Genomic DNA, 20,443 nt, shown 5'->3' with positions numbered 1-20,443 from the left:
AATGTTACCTTCTACTATGTAGGCCAATCAGCGGTACAAAATCAAGTCGCACGATCCCAAAAGTGGGTCACCACCCTCTTCCCAAGGATTGCCCTAGAACCGTTGCCCCAGTGGAGCCACAATGCTACAAACGCTGCGGATTCAGAACTTTGCCCTTGTCGCAGAGCTAGAGGTGACCTTTCAGCGGGGCTTGAATGTCCTCACGGGGGAAACCGGGGCAGGCAAGTCCATCCTCCTTGATGCCATTGATGCGCTTCTAGGGGGCAAGCTCTCAGCGCGGCAGTTGCGATCGGGAACAGAGCAGGGCTGTATTGAGGCCATTTTCACCATTACACCCCCAGTCAGAGAGTGGCTAGCCACCCTAGAAATTGATGCTGAAGGGGATGAGGTGATCTGTAGCCGCGAGTTTAGTCTCAAAGGGGAGACCTTTCGCAGTCGCAGCCGGGTCAATGGTGTGCTCGTAAATCGCCAACAACTTCTGGAACTGCGGCGGCACCTTGTGCACCTTACAGCCCAGGGACAGGCGGTGCAACTGGCCAGCGCTGCTCAACAGCGGGATTGGCTCGATCGCTATGGGGGCGAGGCCTTGATGACCCAGCGGCAGCGGGTGGCAGAAGCCTACCGAGCATGGCAGCAACGGCAACGGGAATTGCAGGATTTTGCCACTCAGGAACAGCAACGGCTGCAGCGACTCGACTTACTGCACTTTCAACTCCAAGAACTGCTGCCTGCCGCCCTAGAAGACCCTGAAGAACTGACCCAATTGCAACAGGACTACCAACGCCTCAGCCATGTCCAAGAACTGCAAAGCCAAAGCCAACGGGCCTATCACCTCCTCTACGAAGGGGAACCCAGTGGGGTGACGTTGCTGGCGCAAGCCCAAGGGGCACTGCAATCCATTGCCGACTGGGATCCAGCGCTTCAGCCTATTAGCGAATTGTTAGAGGGGGCGATCGCCCAAACCGAAGAAGCCGCGCGCCAACTGCGCAGTTATGCCGATTGCCTCGATGCCGATCCAGCGACACTGGATGCTCTGGGTCAGCGGATTCACCAATTACAACGCCTGTGCCGCAAGTATGGCCCCGATTTGGCCAGTGTCATTGCCTATCGCGATCGCATCCAAGCCGAATTAGCTGTTCTCAGGGATGCCGCCACTAGCCAAGAGCACCTAGAGGCAGAAGTTGCCCAACTGCGGCAAATTCTTGAGCAGGCCAGCGAGCACCTGCATCAATTGCGGCAAAGGGCAGCCGAACGCCTAGAACAAGACCTCCTTGCCCACCTGCGACCCCTTGGACTCCCCCAAGCCCGTTTTGCTGTGGAATTGACGCCCACGGCAATCAGTAGTAGCGGCAGTGATGAGATTACCTTCCTCTGGAGTGCCAACCCGGGTCAACCGCTGCAACCTCTCGGGGAGATTGCCTCTGGCGGTGAAATGAGTCGATTTTTACTGGCGCTGGAGACCTGCTTGACCACACAGCAAACACCGAAAACGCTAATTTTTGATGAAATTGATGTCGGGGTCTCCGGCCGCGTCGCGGGGGCGATCGCCGAGAGTTTAAGCTGCTTGGGGCAAACCCATCAGGTGTTGTGCGTTACCCATCAATTCTTGATTGCGGCAGCGGCGGATCACCACTACTTAGTCCAAAAAGACGTTGATCCCAGTACTGCCACAACGGCAATTCGTGTGCAATACTTAACCGATGAAGCGCGTGTCCAAGCCCTTGCGGATTTAGCGGGGGGCGATCGCTCGGCGATGGCACTCTCCTTTGCCAGTGGCCTATTGGCACAGCAACAACGACCCTTTCCCCCCAACGCTGAAGGAATGAGCATGAAAACTTGACGATTTAATGGCTATATCCTTACAGTCAAATAAGTTTGATGGTAACATTACCGTTTGGCCGTTCTCAATGCAGCGCTCTTCCTATTCTGCGGGAGGGGATGAGTTAATGACCACTGATCAAGTGCAGCAAACTCTCCGCCACTCCCGTGCTTCGATATTATCGTTATGTCAATACCAATAATGAAACCATTAATCCTCCCTTTAATCCCCAACGCCTCAATCCAGAGCATCGCAAAAGCCGTCGTGAACCGCTGCTGTTTCATCCCAATGAAGTAGCTCGCTTTGCCCGTGATGGAATGGGCATTACTACCCTCTAGGTGGAATTAAAAACCACACCCCCTAATCCAACAAATGATCTTCTCAAGGAAATTCTCGGCAAATTAAAGCACATTCGCGAGGTTCTAGAGTGGGTGGAGAAGTTACTGGGAAGCTAGGCAGGTATAATACGTCTGTTTCATTTGCGCATTGACCACACATGGGTTTGCAAGCACCACGGGGAACTCGTGATATTTTGCCCGCTGAGCGGGTCTATTGGCAGTATTTAGAAGGCATTGCTCGCCAGATTCTAGAGCGCGCTGCCTACCGCGAAATTTGCACCCCGATTTTTGAGCAAACCCAGCTTTTTGAGCGAGGCATTGGCGAAGCTACTGATATTGTCAGTAAGGAAATGTACACCTTTAGCGATCGCGCTCAACGGTCCCTCACCCTACGGCCAGAGGGTACGGCTGGGGTGGTTCGCGCCTATATCGAGCATGGTTTGCACAGCCAAGGGGGCGTCCAACGCCTGTGGTATCTTGGGCCAATGTTCCGCTATGAGCGTCCCCAAGCAGGTCGCTATCGCCAGTTTCACCAGTTGGGGGTGGAAGTCTTAGGGAGTGCTGATCCCCGTGCCGATGCTGAGGTGATTGCCGTAGCTCTAGATATCCTGCAGGCCCTAGGCCTAAACGATTTAACCCTGATGCTGAATTCCGTGGGCGATCGCGAGGATCGCAGTGCATACCGCCAAGCCCTGGTGGATTACCTCACTCCCTACAAAGCTGAGTTAGATCCCGATTCCCAGGAGCGTCTGCAACGCAACCCGCTGCGCATTCTCGATAGCAAAGACCCCCGCACCCAAGCGATTGTTAAGGAAGCGCCGCGACTGTTGGATTATTTGAGTCCGCGATCGCGCGCCCATTTTGAGCAGGTGCAATCCCTCTTGCAGGATCTGGGCATCCCCTACCAGATTAATCCTGCCCTTGTACGCGGCCTTGACTACTATACCCACACCGCCTTTGAATTTCAGGATTTGAGTTTGGGCAATGAGGGAACCGTCTGTGGGGGTGGTCGCTACGATCACCTTGTCGAGGAATTAGGGGGACCCGCCACACCCGCCATTGGTTGGGCAATGGGACTGGAACGATTGATTTTACTCCTGCGCGATCGCCCCTTGCCGCCGCGCAATCAACCCTACCTTTATATGGTGACCCGTGGCGAAGCTGCCGAACGCCAAGGCCTGATTTTAGCCCAGCAGTTGCGGCATCAAGGCTATACCGTAGAAGTGGATCTCAGCGGCAGTGCCTTTGGCAAACAGGTGAAACGCGCTGATCGCGTTGGTGCCACGGTGTGTCTGGTGATTGGCGAGAGTGAAGCAACGGATCGCACGGTACAGGTGAAGTGGTTGGCCGCCGGTGAGCAGGTGTTGGTACCGCAGCAGGAACTCTTGAGTGAAAGCTGGCGATCGCGCTTCCTTGCTGCCTCATGATGGCCTACTTTCTCATTAGCCACGGTAGTCCTGCCCCTGAGCCGCAGCGGGCAATGGCATTCCTGTGTCAGCAACTCACACCTCTTGGTATCGTTGGTTGGGGAACCCTTGAAGGAGCGCCACTACCTGAGCAGATTCGCCAATTTAGTCGGCAGGCACAATCTCAGGGGGCCGACGGGATGGTCATTCTGCCCCTCTTTTTATTGCCGGGCAACCATGTGGTGGTGGATCTACCCCTAGCGATCGCGGCAGCCAAGTCGGTGCTGCCTATTCAATTACTTCCCTTCTTGGGGGGACAGCCCCTCTTTCAAGCATGGTTACAACGGGCGATCGCCGATGAAGCCGCCCACATTCTTCTTGGCCACGGCAGCCGTCGGCCTGAAGTCCGCCCTTGGTTTGAGAATCTGTGTCAGGCTTGCGGTGTACTCCCAACCCTGCTGACCGAAGTGGGAAGTTTAGACCATGCCATTGAGGCGCGGCTGGCTCAGGGTTATACCAGTAGCAAAATTTATGGCTACTTTCTCTTTGGCGGCAAAACCGTCAACCAAGGGCACCAGCAAGTGGCAAGGCTGCAAGTTAGGTATCCCCATCATTCCATTTCGTGGGTGCCCGCCATTCAGCCCACCCCCTCCTTGATCACCGTGCTGCAACAGATTCTGCAAGCGGTGCCGCTGGTGGAGCCTGTGGGATGACTCAAGTCTTTCTCTGTGGCTACTACGGCTACGGCAATGCGGGGGATGAAGCCCTTTTGGCAACGCTGCTTGAACAGTTGCCGCCCCGCGTTTCACCGGTCGTCCTCAGCGGCAATCCGACGGCCACAGCAGCTCGCTATGGCGTTGCTACCTGCGATCGCCGCCAGTGGCAAAAGGTGCTGCGCACCCTACAACAGAGCCAAGCCTTCATTTGGGGCGGTGGGAGCCTGATTCAGGATGTGACTAGTTGGCGCAGCCCTCTCTATTACCTCGGCTTGATGACCCTTGCACAGCGGTTTGGCTGTCGCACGATTGCTTGGGCACAGGGGATTGGCCCTCTGCGATCGCCCCTCTATCGTTGGTGGACACGGGTACTTTTACGGCGTTGCCTCGCAGTCACGGTACGCGATTCCGGGTCAGCCGCCCTCCTGCGACAGTGGGGCATTCCCCATCAACAGGGTGCCGATCCCGTCTGGCTAATGTCAGCACGTTCTGTTTTGCCCCCCAAGGACAAGGCGCCCATTGCGGTGTGCTTGCGTCCCCATCGGCACCTGACAGGCGATCGCTGGCAGCTGCTGAAAACAGCTTTGCATCAATGGCAGGAACAGAGCGGTGTGCATCTATTGCTCTTGCCCTTTCAGCCTCAACAGGATTTGCCCCTGGCTGAGGATCTCTATGGGGCATTGCTGCCTGAGCAGACGCAACTCGTGTCCTGTGAGGATCCCCGCGAAATGAAGGGACTGTTGGCAACAACGGCAGGGGCGATCGCCATGCGCCTCCATGCCTTGATTATGGCCGCCAGTGTGGGCTGTCGCTGTTTTGCCCTCAGCTACGATCCCAAGGTGAGTTACCTCATGGCCGATACCGGTATGGCGGGGGTTGAACTGGCGGCATTGCCTCCTGACCCCACTGCCTTGGTTCAGCAATGGCAGCAGACATTTTCAGCCCCCCTGCCTGACTATCAACCCTACTGCCAGTCGGCGGCGGTTCACCGGGCAGTGCTGAATCTGCTCTAGGCCAGCGCCCCAGCAAGGATAGGATAAGATTAACTCGATGCGTCGTTTTGTTGCGGCACCCCATGAACGAATTCTATCGCCGCTATCCCACCGGCAGCATTGTTAGCGATTTATTGCAAATTCATGACGGTCTGTTCATTGTCAAAACGACCCTCCTTGTGGGGGACACAATTCTAGCTACGGGGATGGCTGCTGCACCGACCCTAGAACAGGCGGAAGATAGTGCCCGCCAGCGTGCCCTGCAACTTTTGGGTATTCACCTCCCTGTGCAAACAGAAGCAGAACTCATTCCCCGCCCCCCGGCAGCCCTTGAGGCAGCGCCTTGGTCAGAGGCGGGCAATGCTGATCTACTCCTAGAACCCACCACCCCCCCTAGCCCGCGCCGCAGTAAGCCAGCGGTCAAACCCTCCAGCGAGAAGCCTCCCACCAAGCGCGAACCCGTGGATCTGGCGGATGAAATTGCCCAAACGACGGTGGAAATGAAACGCTTGGGATGGACAGAAGCCCAAGGCCGTGCCTGTTTACTGGAGCGCTATGGCAAGCGATCGCGCCAGCAACTTACTGATGAAGAACTCTTAGACTTTCTCCACTTTTTGCAGCGTCAACCCAGTGCCGGAGAGCCGTCGTTTTAGGTCTTCAAACTCGGCAATCAAATGCAAGAAAAATTTATAATCTAGCGCAAACTTAAAGAAAAGCTATAGATTTTCACACCAGCCCTGATCCCCCCGTTAGCTTCTTTACCATGAAGAAGTTGTTGCTGTCGAGGAAAAATCCGTGCTGGGTCCTTTTCATGTCTCACCCTTGACCCTAGGCAGTGATCCCAGTGTCCGTCGCCAGTGGATTTTTCGCCTCGTGCTGCTGATGACGGTCTTTACCCTCTTTTTGATGGCGGTAGGCAGCGCCACGCGGGTGATGGATGCCGGTTTAGCCTGTCCCGATTGGCCGTTGTGCTTTGGCATGCTGGTGCCGCAAATGGATTTGCAGATCTTCCTAGAGTGGTTTCACCGCCTGCTGGCCAGCAGTTTAGGGCTGATGGCGATCGCCTTTGTAGGATTGAGTGTGGCTTGGCGACAAGCTCTGTCCCCTTGGGTACCCTCCGCTGCTGCGGCGGCACTGTGCCTCGTAATTTTGCAAGGGATTCTCGGCGGGCTGACGGTGACTGAGTTGCTCCGCTTTGAAATTGTTACGGCTCACTTAGGTACAGGACTGCTCTTCTTTTGCCTTTTGACAGCAATCACTGTTGGCTTGGCTCCCTTTAGCGGCACGGGGAGCGCCCGTTGGTTGCGGATTGCCGCAGCGATCGCCGCCCTATGTGTCTATGGCCAAAGTTTGTTGGGGGGCTTGGTGTCTTCGCAGTGGGCGGTGCATCAGTGTCTCTACGGCGATCGCCTGTGTGGGGTGCTCAATAGCCATCTCTTTGGTGTTGTCCCAGCCACCTTGAGCGTTTTAGGGGTTGTGATTGTGGCGTGGCGCAGCCCAGCCTTGGCTCCCCTATTGCGGCAACTGAGTTTCTCACTCCTGCTGGTGGTGGCTCTGCAAGTGGCCTTGGGATGGAGCACCCTACAACTAAAGCTACAGGTGCCGGCACTCACCGTTGGCCATCAAATGGTTGGCGCCACCCTTTTGGGGTTGTTGGTTGCGATTGCCACCTTGGCATGGCGCGAGGGTCAATTCTATTCCCTGAAGCATAAAATTTGAAGCATCTTGAGGCTCCCATGACATTCCTAGCCAGACTTTCCGCCTCGACGGGGGATTTTTCCACAAAATTGCTGGACTATGTCCAACTCACCAAACCGCGGTTAATTCTGCTCTTTTTGATTACGACTGCGGCAGCCATGGAGGTGGCCAGCGAAGGTCGAGTCGCCCCCCAACTGCTGCTGATTACCCTTGTCAGTGGTGCTTGTGCGGCGGCGGCAGCGAATACCATCAACTGTCTCTATGACCGCGATATTGATGCCATCATGGAGCGGACACGCCATCGCCCTTTGCCAGCGGGTCGGGTGGCTCCTTGGGAAGCGCTGTTTGTGGCAGTGCTCTTAGCAACAACGGCCTTTAGCCTTTTGGCGGTCTTTGCCAATCTCCTGAGTGCCTGCCTTGCCATGGCGGGAATTGTGGTGTATGTGGGGGTCTATACCCACTGGCTGAAGCGGTCTTCACCCCAAAATATCGTGATTGGCGGTGCGGCTGGGGCAATTCCCCCTTTAGTGGGTTGGGCAGCGGTAACGGGAGAACTGAGTTGGGCGGCTTGGGTGCTGTTTGCCATTATCTTTATCTGGACGCCGCCCCATTTTTGGCCGTTGGCAATGCTGATCCAAGAGGACTATGCCCGCGTGGGGGTGCCGATGCTGCCTGTTGTCAATGGCGATCGCCTGACGGCACAGCAAATTTTTCTTTACACCTTGGCACTGCTGCCCACCAGTCTGCTGTTGATCTACCCTTGCGGTGTCGTGGGTTGGGGCTATGGTGTGGTGGCGATCGCCCTGGGTAGTTGGTTTATTTACCGTGCGTGGCAGTTGACCCAAGCCCCAGAGGACAAAGAACAGGCCCGCAGACTCTTTAAGTTCTCGATTCTCTACATGATGCTGCTGTGTGCTGCCATGGTGGGGGATCGGATGCTCTTACCCCCCTTGTCTGAAAGCCTCGATGCCCTTGGTTGCCTTTTGGGTTAGGCGTGCCCCAACTGTTGCAACCACTCAATGAGGATCGGGTTCACCAGCTCCGGGCGATCGTCGTGGGGACAGTGCCCTGTATTCGGTAGCCGCTCAATGCGAATTGGTAGTCGATCTTGGTGGGATTCAAAGTGTTTTGTCCCCGATACAGGTGTCCAAGGATCTACCTCCCCCCAGAGCACGAGAATCGGCACTTGAATCTCTGGGAGTAAATCCACAATTTTTGGTCCCGGCGGCGCTGAAATCACGCGGGCAAAGACTTCCTTAGCACCGGCATCCATGGCCGGGCGATGCAGCAGTTCCACTAATTCATCGGTAATGGCCTCGGGATTGGCATAGACTTGGGTCAGGGTTTTACGGATGCGCTCCGGCTGCCGAATCTGGTTAAAGATCAAATGACCAATGCCGGGAGAGGCAACCAAAGCCCGAAAGATAGCCGTAAAGAGGCTCTGCAGCCAATTCAGTTCATTGGGACGGTGATTCAGGCCGCCAGCACAGTTGAGAACACTGACCGCACGGCAGGTGTGGCCATAGCGAGCGGCCATCATCAGACACAGCAGACCACCAATGGAATTTCCCACCCAAACTACGGGTTGAGCAATATGGGCTTGCCAGAAGTCCGCCAATAGCTCTGCCCACAGATCCAAGCTATAGGTTAAATCTGGCTTTGCCGAGGCACCAAACCCCAGTAAATCAAGGGCATAGACACGGTAACCGGCGGCCGTGAGGGCGGGGATATTTTTACGCCAGTGACCAATTGAGGCACCAAAGCCATGAACCAACACCACGGGGGCACCCCTGCCATTGACGCTGTAGCAAATGCGATGGCCGCGCCAGAGCCAATTGGCAGTGGGAAAAGCTGCTGTGAGCGTCGAGGTCATTCTGTGCAATTCCTTTGGGTAATGTATTACTTTTAAGATAGCGATCTTTACGTTTCGTAACAATTTTATGACCACTGCACTGATTACGGGGGCAACGGGGGGATTAGGGCAGGCCTTTGCCCAAGCCTTGGCCGATCGCCAGCACAATTTGATCCTGACGGGGCGTTCCCTCGACAGCCTAGAGGCCCTCAAGACCCGCCTCAGCCAGCAGGTGCAGGTGGTGTGTCTTCCCCAAGACTTGAGTGAACCCGCTGCTGCCTGCCGCCTCTATGGGCAGATTCAAGCCTTGGGGCTAAGCGTAGATATGCTGATTAACAATGCTGGTTTTGGGGACTATGGGGCTTTTGGGGAGCGCGATCGCCAGCAATTAACCGACATGCTCCAAGTGAACATCACGGCACTGGTGGAACTCACCCATTTGGTGCTGCAAGAAATGCGCCCCCGCCGCCAAGGCACGATCATCAACATTAGCTCCATTGCCGCCTTTCAGCCGCTGCCCTATCTCGCGGTCTATGCCGCCAGCAAAGCCTTTGTGCGTCACTTTAGCGAAGCCCTGTGGGCGGAAGTGAAACCTTGGGGGATTCGGGTGCTGGCGGTTTGCCCTGGGCCCACTGCCACCAACTTCTTTGAGCGCGCCGATATGACCCGCAATCCGGCCCTCATTGCCCAGCAGGATAGCCCCGCACAGGTGGTTGCCGAAACCCTTGCCGCTTTGCCAACCGATGTGGCCACGATCATTCCCGGTCAGCCTGCCAATCGCTTCCTTACCCTTGCCAGTCGGCTGGTGCCGCGTCAGTGGTTGGTGCAGCAGTTAGAACCCCGCTTCCGTCCCCCCGCTCAATAGGAGCAAGCCCAAAAAGGAGCCACTATTCCAGAGACTGTGGAGGATCATGGCCGCGCCAATGTTTTGCGATCGCCAGTAGATGTAGCTCAGCACGGTTCCCAAAACCGTCAAGGGCAATAGATCCGCCAAGTTCAAGTGGGCAATGGCAAAGAGGAGACCGGTCATTCCCATTGCGGTGCCGAGGGGCAAATAGGATTGCACCGAACGAAAGAAGAAGCCCCGAAAGAGAATTTCCTCGAAGAAGGGCGCCATCATTGCCACCATGACATAGAGCAGGGCAAAGGTGGTGTAATCGCGGCTTTGCAAAATAATCTCCAGCAGGGGATTGCCGCCCCCTTGGTTTTTCAGCAGCGCTTGACTAATCAGTGAACTCAAGAGCACAAGGGGCAGGGCAGCCAGATATCCGCCAACCCCCCAGCGCACGGCACCCCCTAGCCCCCCCTGCCAGCACAGCCAATCGGCAGGGCGCTTACCAAAAGGCCGCAGGCAGTACCACAGCCAGCCCAAGCCAGCGGCCATGATCATGCCGTAGTTGACCAGAGCATACAGCGTTTGAGCTATGGCAGAGCGCAGCGGCAGTACCACCCCAATGAGGGAGCGCACCAAGGGCATGAGCAGCAAACTAACGGCAAAAAAGAGGGCAAACCAAATCACCATGCCTGCCCAAAGGGTTTCCCAGCCCCATGCTACGGCGGTCAGAGGTGGTAGAGTGTTTCCTTGGTGGCGGCGGCGCAGGTGTTGATAGAGCCAGACAATCCAAAGCGCTATACCAATTAAACTTCCTAGCAGAGGAGTCGTGCCAATGAGGACAAGACGATAAAAGGCCGCTTGGGCGCGGTCTTGTTCTGCACTGAGCAAGGCGGTGAGAGCATCGGGTCGCTGTTGCAGTTCATAGAGGCGTTTGAGGGCGCGATCTCGAAACCAGCCTTGGAGAGCATTTTTAATCAAAGGTTCCGCCTCGGGCAGCAATTGCGGTGGATCGGCCCACAACCCCAGCAGCACTTCTACGGTACGGCGGGTTGCCCCCTGCGCCTCGTTGATCAGGCGTTGCCAGGTGTCAAGGGCGCGATCGCGCTGGCCAGCCTCGGCATAGAGAAGTCCCAACTGCAGACGCAGAGGTTGATTTTGGGGCGTGGGAGTGGCCAGAACTTCTTCATAGGCGGTGATTGCTCCTTGCACATTCCCCACCAAGCGATCGCGGGTGGTCGCATCCCCCAGCCCCTGCCATTCACGGGCTTGCAAGGATAAATCGGTTTGTAGAAGGTTAATTTGCCCTTGGGTTTGGGGTTCGAGGTAACTCCCAACCAATGATACCGTAATTAGAGCAGCCACCAGCACACTGAGGGCCGCAAGCACCAACCGCTTTAGAGACATAGAGCTAAGCCGACAAGGGACTCCCCAAAACCTTAGCGAAAAGCGCCCCAAGGGATCAATCTAGTAGGCTAGCTATGATCTGTTGTACGAGTCATGACCTTGCAGCCCTGTACAATGCTTTTGCCATGGATGGCTCACCCTTAAATTCTGCAAGCGACTTCAAGAAAGAATTGCCTTCCCTTTGTGTATTGCATATTTTAGAAAAGGACTTGACTGCAGTTTAGTGCAATGAGTACCAACTACTCCAAAAGTCACTTAGCAGTTACTTTCTTATTGCTCTTTTCTCTGCCATCAACGGCACTAATCCAAAAATATTTTGGTTTGATCGGTGTTTTTAGCTATGTTCTTATTACCACATTGGCATTTTTGTCTCTTCTAAAGTTTAAGTCTCAATTTTTTTTCTTTGTTTCTAGATTTTATTTTAAGACTCTAATTCTTGTTGTTGGCTTAGGGATTATTTGCTTTTGGATTCTTTATCCCCTAGAAACAGCAGGCCTGCTTGGGCGGGGGAGTGATCGAGATGAAGCGTTGAATATTGCCTTTTGGCAATTTCTACAGGGACAATACCCTTATTCTAAAACCACTCATCTCGGTGGCAAAATAACGCCCCTACCTGGAGCTATACTTATTGCTTCACCATTTATCCTATTAGGTAACAGCGCCCATCAAAATTTATTTTGGCTTGCGATATTTAATTTTTTAACAGCAATATATCTCAAAAGTTATGTTTCGGCCATTATAATGTTCATATTCTTATCGGTTTTATCACCTGCATTTCAATACGAGTACATTTCAGGTGGTGATCTAATTGCAAATAGCATCTATGTTTTGACAGCAATATTCCTACAACTAAAGGCTTTATCGTCCAATTCACTCATTGCAAAAGCTTCTACAAGTCTTTTCACAGGTATTGCTCTAGCTTCACGCAGTAATTTTCTGACATTACTGCCTCTATTACTCGTTCTTTTTTGGCGCTCTACTAGCGGTCAAACAGCCTTGACCTTTTTATCTGTCTCCCTATTGACATTTACATCTATTATCATGCCATTTTATCTTGTTTCGCCGAATGCATTTCCGCCCTTTTTTGCCGGCAATAAGTTGAGTGAACTCAATGGTTTCATACCATTTGCCAGTACTGGAATAATTCTCTTGACACTATTGACGTCAGTTTTACTATCCCTTCAATTGATCAGGGTGACCAAAGTCAATTTGCTACATTCTTTTATGATCTGCTGCGCAGTGGTTCAAGCTCTACCGATGGTGTGTGGTGTTTTTCTGATGAGTATTTTCAATCAGAAGTTAGACTTCAGTTTCTTATACCATCGCCACGGCCTTATGTTCCTTTTCTTTGCCCTTTGGGGATTTTGGCCACTGCTCTTTGCAGCAAGTCCTTCTGGGGAAAACGCCCTAGCTCCGTAGTTATAGCAAGATTAGGTCTCTCCTCCCCACTGGGTGCTTGCTTCAGTGTTCTGAAATCGCTTAAATGGAGACTTGTTGCGTGGATATCATTTTATGGGTATTGACCTAAGCCGTATTCCTGCCCAACCCAAGCCGGGGGTGGTCAATGTGCTGGTGGAAATTGCTGGCGGTAGCCGCAATAAATATGAATTTAACAAGGACATGAATGTCTTTGCCCTCGATCGCGTGCTCTATTCGGCAGTGACCTATCCCTATGACTATGGGTTCATTCCCAATACGTTGGCAGACGATGGCGATCCCCTCGATGGCTTAGTGATCATGGATGAGCCAACGTTTCCGGGGTGCGTGATTCCTGCCCGTCCCATCGGCCTGCTAGAGATGATTGACAGTGGCGATCGCGACGAGAAAATTCTCTGTGTGCCTGTTGACGACCCTCGCTATGCTGAGGTGAAATCCCTCAAGGACATTGCGCCCCACCGCCTTGAAGAAATTGCCGAGTTCTTCCGCACTTACAAAAATCTGCAAAAGAAAGTAACCGAAATTCTCGGTTGGCAGGATGCGGATGCGGTGCAGCCCCTTGTTGAAAAATGCATCAAGGCCTACAAAGCCTAGTACCTGACCAGCACACGCTCTAAAAAGAGGCGAGTTCGCTGCTGTTGCGGGTGGCGAAACAGTTGTTGGGGCGATCCTTCCTCAAGGATTTGGCCATCGGCGAGAAAGACCACACGGCAGGAGACTTCACGGGCAAACTGCATCTCGTGGGTAACCACCACCATGGTCATGGCTTCTTCAGCCAGTTGTCGCATCACAGCGAGGACATCCCCCACCAGTTCCGGATCAAGGGCGGAGGTGGGTTCGTCAAAGAGGAGAATCTGCGGTTGCATGGCCAAGGCGCGGGCGATCGCCACCCGCTGTTTCTGACCCCCAGAGAGTTGATGGGGATAGGCGTCCCGCCTATCCAATAATCCCACCTTGGCCAATAAACCTTCGGCCATTTCAATCGCCAGACGGCGCGGCACTTTACGCACAAGGATGGGTGCCTCAATGATGTTTTGCAGAACGGTCATGTGGGGAAAGAGGTTAAAGCTCTGAAAGACCATGCCCACTTCACGGCGAATTCTCCTCAGTTGCTGGGGGGTTGGTGTCGGCGGCAGGGGCTGGCCAAGAATAACAATCTCTCCTGACTGGTAGCTTTCTAAGCCATTTAAGCAGCGGAGCAAGGTGCTTTTGCCGGAACCGCTAGGGCCAATGAGGGCCACCACCTCCTGTTTGGCAACGCTGAAGTTAATGTCCTTGAGGATATGGCGATCGCCAAAATATTTATTGAGGTGGCGAGTTTGGATCACCATTTCTGGGGCTGCCTCACGCTGAGTCATCGCTGCTTCCTAGAAACCGTTATGCTGCCGAAACAGTTCTCCCCCTCGCCAATGCGTTAGGCTAGGGTGGTCAATCAAGGAAGTACTTCTCCTTGCTCCCCATGATACGGTGGGAGAACACAATTCTATGATCGATCGCTAAACTTGAGAGTGCCGAAAAACCCATCCCGCAGCATCTGCTATGTCCACCCTTGTCATTGTTGAGTCCCCGACAAAAGCCCGTACTATTCGTAAATTTCTGCCTCCGGACTATCGCGTGGAAGCCTCGATGGGTCATGTCCGTGATCTGCCCCGCAGCGCCGCTGATGTGCCCCCCGAACTCAAGGGGGAAGAGTGGGCAACCCTCGGGGTGAATGTCGCTGCCGGCTTTGAACCCCTCTACATTGTCCCCAAAGACAAGCAAAAAATTGTCAAAGACTTGAAAACTGCCCTAAAAACCGCTGATGAACTCCTGCTCGCGACCGACGAAGACCGCGAAGGGGAAAGTATTAGTTGGCACTTGCTGCAACTGCTGGAGCCAAAGGTGCCGGTGCGGCGCATGGTCTTCCATGAAATTACCGAGGAAGCCATTCAAGAGGCACTGCGCAATTGCCGTGATGTCAATCAACAACTGGTGCGTGCCCAAGAAACGCGGCGTATTCTCGACCGCTTGGTGGGCTATACCCTGTCGCCCCTGCTATGGCGAAAAATTGCCCCCCACCTCTCAGCGGGGCGGGTGCAGTCAGTCGCAGTGCGCCTATTGGTGCAACGGGAACGGGAACGGCTGGCCTTCCGCAAGGGGCAATTTTGGGATCTCAAGGCCACGTTGGATCAGAGGGGAACCCTTTTTCCAGCTCGTTTGGTGAGTGTCGGCGGTCAACGCTTGGCCACGGGCAATGATTTTGATCCGGCCACAGGACAGGTGCGCGACCCTGATGCGGTCTTGCTCTTGGATGAGGCGGCGGCCAACGCCCTGCGCGATCGCCTGTTGACGGAAACGTGGACGGTCACCGAACAAGAGGAACGCCAACAAACCCGCAAGCCCGCTCCCCCCTTTACCACCTCCACCCTGCAACAGGAGGCCAACCGCAAACTCCACCTCTCTGCCCAAGAGACAATGCGCATTGCCCAAAAGCTCTATGAGGAGGGCTACATCACCTATATGCGCACGGACTCGGTGCATTTGTCGGAGCAGGCGATCGCTGCTGCCCGCAGTTGTGTGGAAGCCATGTATGGCAAAGCCTTTTTGTCACCCCAGCCGCGCCAATACACCACCAAAACCAAGGGCGCCCAAGAAGCCCACGAAGCCATCCGCCCAGCCGGTAGCCAGTTTCGCACTCCCCAAGAGACTGGCCTGAAGGATCGGGAACTGGAACTCTATGAACTGATCTGGAAGCGCACGGTGGCCTCACAAATGGCCGATGCCCGTGTGACCCTGCTAACGGTCTCGATTACGGCGGGGGATGCCCTCTTCCGTGCCCACGGTAAACGCATTGATTTTCCGGGCTTTTTCCGTGCCTATGTGGAAGGTTCCGATGATCCCGATGCCGCCCTTGAAAGTCAAGAGGTGATTTTGCCGCAAATGCAGGTGGGGGAGATTCTCCGCTGCCAAGCCCTTGAAAGTGTGGGTCACGAAACCCAGCCACCGCCGCGCTACACCGAAGCCAGCCTTGTTAAAGCCCTCGAGCAAGCCGGTATTGGGCGTCCCAGCACCTACGCCACCATCATCAGCACCATCCAAGACCGCGAGTATGCCATTCGGCGGGGCAATGCCCTTGAACCCACCTTTACTGCCTTTGCGGTGACGGCACTGCTGGAGAAATACTTCCCCGACTTGGTGGACATTAACTTCACAGCGCGGATGGAGCAAACCCTTGATGATATTTCCACAGGGGAAGTGGAGTGGCGACCCTACCTTGAATCCTTCTACTTGGGTGAAAACGGCCTTGAGCAGCAAGTCAAAGAGCGGGAGCGCACGATTGAGGCCACAGAAGCACGGGCGATCGCCCTGCCAGAATTGAACGCTGAAGTGGTGGTGGGGCGTTTTGGACCTTTCCTAGTCTATCAGAATGGCAATGGCAGTCCACCCATTAAGGCCTCCTTGCCCCAAGACGCCACCCCCGGTAGCCTCACTCGCGAACAAGTAGAGCAACTCATTCGCCAAAAACTAGAGGGCCCCGACAAGCTGGGTGTGCATCCTGAGACTGGGGAACCGATCTTCTTGCTAACGGGGCGCTTTGGTCCCTACGTGCAGTTAGGAGAAGCCACAGAGGCCAATCCAAAACCCAAACGAGCTTCCCTACCCAAGGGGGTCAGTCCCGATGAAGTCACCCTAGACTTGGCGATTACGCTGTTGTCGCTGCCCCGCACATTGGGGGTTCATCCCGAAACCGGCAAGCTGATTCAGGCCAATCAAGGTCGCTTTGGCCCCTACATTGTTCATGACCCTGAGGGTGAAAAGGACTATCGCTCCCTCAAAGGGGAGGATGATGTCTATACAATCACGCTGGAGCGTGCCCTAGAGCTACTGGCAACCCCCAAATCCAGTCGTGGCCGTGCCAAGAAACAGGTGCTAGCGGTCTTAGGGAATCACCCAGAGGATGGGGAGCCGGTGCAAGTCTTTGATGGCCCCTATGGCCCCTATGTCAACCACGGCAAGATAAATGCCTCACTGCCAGAGGGGATAACGCCAGAGACCATGACCCTTGAGCAAGCTCTGCCCCTGTTGGCGGAAAAAGCCCCAAAGAAAAGCCGCCGCAGCGCAACGGCCACTGCCCCGAAACCAAAATCAACCACAAAAAAAGCCACCGCCAAGACGGCCACAAAGACGACAAGAACCACTCGCCGTAAGTCAACGGAAACCTAGGTGAATTCCCCTTTTGCCGCTGAAACCCTCCTCTTTGAGCGATCACGCCCCCACCCGGAGGCTCTGCGCGTCATCTATGCCTTTCCCAATACCTACAGCGTTGGCATTACCAGCTTGGGGTATCAACTGGTGTGGGCACAACTGGCCAGCCGTACCGATGTGGCAGTGAGTCGCCTCTTTACCGATGTGCGGGAGCCACTGCCTCGGGATGCGGAGTTGGTGGGCTTTTCCTTCTCGTGGGAGTTGGACTACGGCAATCTATTGGCGCTCTTGGAGCAGTTGGGCATTCCGATTTGGCAGCGCGATCGCCAAGACGGCCATCCTCTCGTCTTTGGCGGTGGGCCAGTGCTGACGGCCAATCCCGAACCCTTTGCCGACTTTTTTGATGTGATTTTGTTAGGGGACGCTGAACCTCTTTTAGATCCCTTTCTGACGACAATGGCGCAGGTGCGCACTGCCCCGCGATCGCAACAGTTGGAAGCCCTAGCCCAAGTCCCTGGCCTCTATGTCCCCAGTCTCTATGCCGTCAGTTATAGCAGTGCCACTGGGCCAATTCAGGCCATTGACCCCCTCAAGCCTACGGTATCTGCGACAGTGACTAAACAAGTCCATCGCGGCAATACCCTTGCTGCCTCAACGGTGGTCACCCCCCTCGCCGCTTGGGAAAACATCTACATGGTGGAAGTGGTGCGCAGTTGTCCAGAGCTATGCCGCTTTTGTTTGGCTAGTTACTTGACGTTGCCCTTTCGCACACCAAGTCTCGAAACCCTGATTCCTGCTATCGAGCGGGGGCTAGCGGTCACGGATCGCCTAGGGCTTTTGGGGGCCTCGATTACCCAACATCCCGAATTTCCTGCCTTGATTGAGCATCTAGGCCAGCCCCAATTTGATCATGTGCGGTTGAGTCTTGCCTCGGTGCGCACAAATACGGTCACAGAGTCCCTAGCGCGACTGTTGAGTCAGCGGGGCAGTCAATCGCTGACAATCGCCATTGAAACAGGGTCTGACCGCCTGCGCCAAGTGATTAACAAAAAGCTAGACACCGAGGAGATTCTGGCGGCAGCAAGCCATGCCCAAGCCGGTGGTCTCAAGGGGCTGAAGTTTTATGGCATGGTGGGTCTGCCTACGGAGACGGATGCCGATGTTGCAGCCACAGTAGATCTCTTTCGCCAATTGAAAAAAATAGCGCCGCGACTGCGACTCACCCTAGGCTGTAGTACCTTTGTGCCCAAAGCCCATACCCCCTTTCAGTGGTGGGGCGTCCAACCCGTGGCCGAAAAACGCCTCAAGTTTCTGAAAAAAGAACTGGGGAAATTGGGGGTAGAGTTTCGCCCCGAATCCTATAACGATTCGTTGATTCAAGCTTTAATTTCGCGGGGCGATCGCCGCCTTGCTCCCCTGTTGGAGCGGGTGCGCCACTATGGCACTTCCCTAGGGAGTTATCGCCGTGTATTTAAGGAACTGCGGGGACAGTTGCCAGACTTTGAGACCTATGTCACTGCCAATTGGCCAGAGGAGACGATCTTACCGTGGCAGCATCTGGAGAGTGGCCTGCCAAGCCAAACCCTGCAAAATCATCTCAGGCGGGCGATCGCCAGTTCATGAATCCAACATGAATACGAATTGAGATAAAAAAAGAGGCTGACCCCTAGGGAGCCAGCCAGCAGATTACTTGGGAACGCGCGCTAGACAGTACAAAGCAATGGGCAACAGGATTAGCTATGCACCACAAGCTTGACGTTGGCGTTCTGAAGGCCAGGACGCTTCACCTCAGCCAAGGTTTTGTTGATGGCATATTTTTGGTTGATCGAGTTGATCAGCTCAGTTTGGTTGTGTTTTTTGGCCACACCCCAAAGGTCAGCGATCAGATCAAAAGTGCCATCAGCATTGCGAGACCAGCCCAGATCATACTCGCCGTCAAGCACAGCGACGATGTCAGCGCGCACGCGTTGGCCGTTGTAACCCCGCACGTCGGCATTGGTTTTCACCGCAATGCCCAGATCCCGCAGGGATGCTTTCAAGATTTCAGCATCGGTAATTTTCGTACGCAGGGTGCTGAAGTGAGACATGTGGATTTCCTCCAGATTGAGACAGAAACATTGGACTGAATGAACCACAATTTATGGCGAACCAAACCCCTGTGGTCGGGTCTTTCTCCCATCTGCTCAGGGCAGATAGAAGGAAGCTTGTCAGAACTCCAGTCGCTGGTATTCAGCCACTGAAGCAGCCGCCGGACGCGCCCGCTGGCGGGCCCAATCGCGAAGTGCCGTGACCTGCTCTTGCATTGTCTTGGAAAGGGGTTGAGTGGCACGGCTAGCGGCAATAATATCTAACTGGGTAAACTCACGCCCTTGAGCAAAGGCTTCGTACATGGCCGCAATGATGGCTTGCTCAATCTCGGCACCGGAAAAGCCATCACAGATATTGGCCAGTTGCTCTAAATCAAAGCGATCAATATCACGGCGACGCTTGCTCAGGTGAATCCGAAAGATTTCCTTGCGCTCTTCGGCATTGGGCAAATCTACAAAGAAAATTTCATCAAAGCGACCTTTGCGCAAGAATTCACTCGGCAGCCGTTCAACGCGGTTAGCGGTTGCCAAGACAAAAACGGGAGACTTCTTCTCCTGCATCCAAGTCAGGAAGGAAGCAAAGATACGGCTAGAGGTACCGCCATCGGAGTCTGAGGAACCTGCCCCCCCCGCAAAGGCCTTGTCCATTTCGTCAATAAAGAGAATAGCAGGGGAAATGGATTCAGCAGTTTTCAGGGCATTCCGCAAATTTGCTTCGGAGCGCCCCACCATTGAACCGTCATAGACCCGACCCATGTCGAGGCGCAATAGCGGCAAGCCCCAGAGGCGAGAGGTGGTCTTGGCAATGAGGGACTTGCCACAGCCAGGCACCCCCAGAATCAACATCCCCTTGGGTTGGGGTAGGCCGTATTCGCGAGCCTTTTCACTAAAGGCGTTAGCGCGTTGGCGCAGCCAAATTTTGAGTTCCTCTAAACCGCCCACAGAATCAATGGTTTCATCCACTTCCATGTATTCGAGGATGCCGTTGCGGCGGATGAGCTGCTTTTTCTCAGAGAGGATGATGTCCACCTCAGCTTCGGTGAGGCGACCGGCCGTCACTTTGGCTTTGCGAAAGACTTTTTCGGCTTCATCTCGCGTCAGGCCAAGGGTAGCCTTAACAAGTTTTTCGCGGGCTTCGGGAGTAAGGCGGCGATTGCGCGGATCTAGTTGCTCCCCTAGAACCTCATCGAGTTCGTTGATACTGGGTAGGGGATAGTCAACAACAACGATTTCTTTTTCCAGTTCGACGGGAATCCGCTGCGCTGCTTCCGGTGACATCAGAATAATGGTTTTGTGGCTGTTTTTGAAGCTGGCGATCGCATCCCGTAAGGAACGAGTCACAGGGGGTGAATCAATGAAGGGGTGCAAATCTTTGAAGACGTAGATGCCCGGTTCCCGTTGGTGAACAACCCATTGAATAGCAGCTTCCGGTGAGACAGTGTTGTGGTGACTGTTGTTGCGGGGATGGCCATACTCGACCATGCCGTGGGTCACTGTCCAAATGTAGAGCTTGCGGGGAGACCGCCCTTGAGGCCCGACTTGAGTTTGGGCAATGGTGGCGATCGCCTGCTCAGCCCGCTCTTCCTCAGAGGTCAGGAGGTAGATCAAGGGATATTGCGCTTGGATTAGGATACTTAATTCTTCTTGCACAGCAATCACCTCCTTCTTTCAAGG

General features: G+C 54.5%; 18 protein-coding genes. 13 read left to right on the top strand and 5 right to left on the bottom strand.

All coding sequences use genetic code 11. The annotated features are described in order from the left end of the window. Positions 1-121: 121 nt before the first annotated feature. The 8 genes from recN to ACK4HN_RS07280 all read left to right on the top strand — a co-directional run bounded on the left by recN (position 122) and on the right by ACK4HN_RS07280 (position 7,961). A complete protein-coding gene (recN, locus tag ACK4HN_RS07315) occupies positions 122-1,840 on the top strand; it encodes a DNA repair protein RecN (protein ID WP_409868458.1) in 1,719 nt (572 codons plus the stop codon). 146 nt (positions 1,841-1,986) lie between these two features. Beyond that, positions 1,987-2,157 (top strand): hypothetical protein, encoded by a 171-nt coding sequence (locus ACK4HN_RS07310; protein ID WP_409868457.1) that lies wholly within the window; start codon positions 1,987-1,989, stop codon positions 2,155-2,157. A 158-nt stretch (positions 2,158-2,315) separates the two neighbouring features. Then, positions 2,316-3,584 (top strand): histidine--tRNA ligase, encoded by a 1,269-nt coding sequence (hisS, locus tag ACK4HN_RS07305; protein ID WP_409868456.1) that lies wholly within the window; start codon positions 2,316-2,318, stop codon positions 3,582-3,584. Beyond that, positions 3,581-4,276 carry a sirohydrochlorin chelatase gene (locus ACK4HN_RS07300; RefSeq protein WP_409868455.1) on the top strand — a complete coding sequence of 232 codons (696 nt, stop codon included), beginning with the start codon at positions 3,581-3,583 and terminating at the stop codon, positions 4,274-4,276. Before hisS ends, ACK4HN_RS07300 begins: the two co-directional genes overlap by 4 nt. Then, a complete protein-coding gene (gene csaB / locus ACK4HN_RS07295) occupies positions 4,273-5,292 on the top strand; it encodes a polysaccharide pyruvyl transferase CsaB (RefSeq protein ID WP_409868454.1) in 1,020 nt (339 codons plus the stop codon). The genes ACK4HN_RS07300 and csaB overlap by 4 nt, the downstream gene beginning before the upstream one ends. A gap of 62 nt (positions 5,293-5,354) precedes the next feature. After that, positions 5,355-5,924: a hypothetical protein gene (locus ACK4HN_RS07290; RefSeq protein ID WP_409850653.1), complete on the top strand. Its 570-nt coding sequence runs from the start codon at positions 5,355-5,357 to the stop codon at positions 5,922-5,924. 142 nt (positions 5,925-6,066) lie between these two features. Beyond that, entirely contained in the window at positions 6,067-6,990 is a 924-nt protein-coding gene (locus ACK4HN_RS07285) for a COX15/CtaA family protein (RefSeq protein WP_409868453.1), read from the top strand. 17 nt (positions 6,991-7,007) lie between these two features. Beyond that, on the top strand, positions 7,008-7,961 hold the full coding sequence (locus ACK4HN_RS07280) for a heme o synthase (RefSeq protein WP_409868452.1): 954 nt from the start codon (positions 7,008-7,010) through the stop codon (positions 7,959-7,961). Here the strand turns inward: ACK4HN_RS07280 and ACK4HN_RS07275 are convergent. Next, the gene (locus ACK4HN_RS07275) at positions 7,958-8,842 is read right to left on the bottom strand and encodes an alpha/beta fold hydrolase (RefSeq protein WP_409868451.1); all 885 of its coding nucleotides are present in this window, start codon (positions 8,840-8,842) and stop codon (positions 7,958-7,960) included. The genes ACK4HN_RS07280 and ACK4HN_RS07275 overlap by 4 nt on opposite strands. A gap of 67 nt (positions 8,843-8,909) precedes the next feature. Between ACK4HN_RS07275 and ACK4HN_RS07270 the strand changes: the two genes are divergently transcribed. Next, a complete protein-coding gene (locus ACK4HN_RS07270) occupies positions 8,910-9,686 on the top strand; it encodes an SDR family NAD(P)-dependent oxidoreductase (RefSeq protein ID WP_409868450.1) in 777 nt (258 codons plus the stop codon). On the opposite strand, the gene ACK4HN_RS07265 is transcribed toward ACK4HN_RS07270, so the two are convergent. Then, positions 9,654-11,060 (bottom strand): type II CAAX prenyl endopeptidase Rce1 family protein, encoded by a 1,407-nt coding sequence (locus ACK4HN_RS07265; protein WP_409868449.1) that lies wholly within the window; start codon positions 11,058-11,060, stop codon positions 9,654-9,656. The two genes, ACK4HN_RS07270 and ACK4HN_RS07265, sit on opposite strands and share 33 nt — an antisense overlap. A gap of 228 nt (positions 11,061-11,288) precedes the next feature. Between ACK4HN_RS07265 and ACK4HN_RS07260 the strand changes: the two genes are divergently transcribed. Together ACK4HN_RS07260 and ACK4HN_RS07255 are read left to right on the top strand one after the other, a co-directional pair. Then, positions 11,289-12,479: a hypothetical protein gene (locus ACK4HN_RS07260; protein ID WP_409868448.1), complete on the top strand. Its 1,191-nt coding sequence runs from the start codon at positions 11,289-11,291 to the stop codon at positions 12,477-12,479. Between the two features lie 99 nt (positions 12,480-12,578). Beyond that, positions 12,579-13,091 carry an inorganic diphosphatase gene (locus ACK4HN_RS07255; protein WP_409850104.1) on the top strand — a complete coding sequence of 171 codons (513 nt, stop codon included), beginning with the start codon at positions 12,579-12,581 and terminating at the stop codon, positions 13,089-13,091. On the opposite strand, the gene ACK4HN_RS07250 is transcribed toward ACK4HN_RS07255, so the two are convergent. Then, the gene (locus ACK4HN_RS07250; protein ID WP_409868447.1) at positions 13,088-13,855 is read right to left on the bottom strand and encodes an amino acid ABC transporter ATP-binding protein; all 768 of its coding nucleotides are present in this window, start codon (positions 13,853-13,855) and stop codon (positions 13,088-13,090) included. The two genes, ACK4HN_RS07255 and ACK4HN_RS07250, sit on opposite strands and share 4 nt — an antisense overlap. 181 nt (positions 13,856-14,036) lie before the next feature. Between ACK4HN_RS07250 and topA the strand changes: the two genes are divergently transcribed. Together topA and ACK4HN_RS07240 are read left to right on the top strand one after the other, a co-directional pair. Then, positions 14,037-16,700 carry a type I DNA topoisomerase gene (gene topA / locus ACK4HN_RS07245; RefSeq protein WP_409868446.1) on the top strand — a complete coding sequence of 888 codons (2,664 nt, stop codon included), beginning with the start codon at positions 14,037-14,039 and terminating at the stop codon, positions 16,698-16,700. Beyond that, positions 16,701-18,305, top strand: coding sequence for a B12-binding domain-containing radical SAM protein (locus ACK4HN_RS07240; protein ID WP_409877408.1), 1,605 nt, complete (start codon positions 16,701-16,703; stop codon positions 18,303-18,305). A 110-nt stretch (positions 18,306-18,415) separates the two neighbouring features. Here the strand turns inward: ACK4HN_RS07240 and ACK4HN_RS07235 are convergent, their stop codons facing one another. Continuing rightward, entirely contained in the window at positions 18,416-18,769 is a 354-nt protein-coding gene (locus tag ACK4HN_RS07235; RefSeq protein ID WP_300876089.1) for a DUF1257 domain-containing protein, read from the bottom strand. A gap of 120 nt (positions 18,770-18,889) precedes the next feature. Further along, positions 18,890-20,419, bottom strand: coding sequence for an AAA family ATPase (locus tag ACK4HN_RS07230; protein WP_409868464.1), 1,530 nt, complete (start codon positions 20,417-20,419; stop codon positions 18,890-18,892). Positions 20,420-20,443: the final 24 nt, after the last annotated feature.

The sequence above is a fragment of the Thermosynechococcus sp. genome (assembly GCF_046299655.1).
GTDB lineage: Bacteria > Cyanobacteriota > Cyanobacteriia > Thermosynechococcales > Thermosynechococcaceae > Thermosynechococcus.
Note: the sequence above shows the minus strand (reverse complement) of the source record. Positions and strands in the feature narration are given on the sequence as shown.

Bases quoted from the DNA above. Each gene is read 5' to 3' on its own strand.
- recN (WP_409868458.1), top strand. From the start codon at position 122: ATGCTACAAACGCTGCGGATTCAGAACTTTGCCCTTGTCGCAGAGCTA.
- hisS (WP_409868456.1), top strand. From the start codon at position 2,316: ATGGGTTTGCAAGCACCACGGGGAACTCGTGATATTTTGCCCGCTGAG.
- ACK4HN_RS07300 (WP_409868455.1), top strand. From the start codon at position 3,581: ATGATGGCCTACTTTCTCATTAGCCACGGTAGTCCTGCCCCTGAGCCG.
- csaB (WP_409868454.1), top strand. From the start codon at position 4,273: ATGACTCAAGTCTTTCTCTGTGGCTACTACGGCTACGGCAATGCGGGG.
- ACK4HN_RS07290 (WP_409850653.1), top strand. From the start codon at position 5,355: ATGAACGAATTCTATCGCCGCTATCCCACCGGCAGCATTGTTAGCGAT.
- ACK4HN_RS07280 (WP_409868452.1), top strand. From the start codon at position 7,008: ATGACATTCCTAGCCAGACTTTCCGCCTCGACGGGGGATTTTTCCACA.
- ACK4HN_RS07275 (WP_409868451.1), bottom strand. From the start codon at position 8,842: ATGACCTCGACGCTCACAGCAGCTTTTCCCACTGCCAATTGGCTCTGG.
- ACK4HN_RS07270 (WP_409868450.1), top strand. From the start codon at position 8,910: ATGACCACTGCACTGATTACGGGGGCAACGGGGGGATTAGGGCAGGCC.
- ACK4HN_RS07265 (WP_409868449.1), bottom strand. From the start codon at position 11,060: ATGTCTCTAAAGCGGTTGGTGCTTGCGGCCCTCAGTGTGCTGGTGGCT.
- ACK4HN_RS07260 (WP_409868448.1), top strand. From the start codon at position 11,289: ATGAGTACCAACTACTCCAAAAGTCACTTAGCAGTTACTTTCTTATTG.
- ACK4HN_RS07250 (WP_409868447.1), bottom strand. From the start codon at position 13,855: ATGACTCAGCGTGAGGCAGCCCCAGAAATGGTGATCCAAACTCGCCAC.
- topA (WP_409868446.1), top strand. From the start codon at position 14,037: ATGTCCACCCTTGTCATTGTTGAGTCCCCGACAAAAGCCCGTACTATT.
- ACK4HN_RS07235 (WP_300876089.1), bottom strand. From the start codon at position 18,769: ATGTCTCACTTCAGCACCCTGCGTACGAAAATTACCGATGCTGAAATC.